General features: G+C 50.5%; 1 tRNA gene and 2 rRNA genes. All 3 read right to left on the minus strand.

Annotation, left to right across the window (positions count from 1 at the left end):
* Positions 1 to 86: 86 nt before the first annotated feature.
* Positions 87 to 163, minus strand: a tRNA-Ile gene (locus AB4124_RS34080).
* A gap of 11 nt (positions 164 to 174) precedes the next feature.
* Positions 175 to 291, minus strand: a 5S ribosomal RNA gene (gene rrf, locus AB4124_RS34085).
* 132 nt (positions 292 to 423) lie between these two features.
* Positions 424 to 533, minus strand: a 16S ribosomal RNA gene (locus AB4124_RS34090); the annotation flags it as partial.

Here is a 533-nt window from a genome sequence, read left to right on the forward strand (position 1 = left end):
CACTCCAAAAAAGTGAAGCATGGATTCGAGATTTACGATTACTTTCCGTACATCCCGACACTTACCTTATGAAGTTAGTATTTATATGGTGGGCCCTAGTGGACTCGAACCACCGACCTCACCCTTATCAGGGGTGCGCTCTAACCAGCTGAGCTAAGGGCCCATATAAAATACGCTTGGCGACGTCCTACTCTCCCGGGACCCTTCGGTCCAAGTACCATCGGCGCTGGAAGGCTTAACGGTCGTGTTCGGTATGGGTACGCGTGGAACCCTTCCGCTATCGCCACCAAACGTATTTAAGGTGAAAGAATTGATCTTTCAAAACTGACCAACGAGTGAGTTGGTTGACTTCAWTGAAGTCTRTWCGAYGACTTGCRTCATCGTTATTTGAATGTCTTCGTTGCAGAAGACGATTCTCCATAGAAAGGAGGTGATCCAGCCGCACCTTCCGATACGGCTACCTTGTTACGACTTCACCCCAATCATCTACCCCACCTTCGGCGGCTGGCTCCCTTRCGGGTTACCCCACCGAC

This window comes from Paenibacillus sp. 2KB_20, from assembly GCF_052115765.1.
Taxonomy (GTDB): domain Bacteria; phylum Bacillota; class Bacilli; order Paenibacillales; family Paenibacillaceae; genus Paenibacillus_AQ.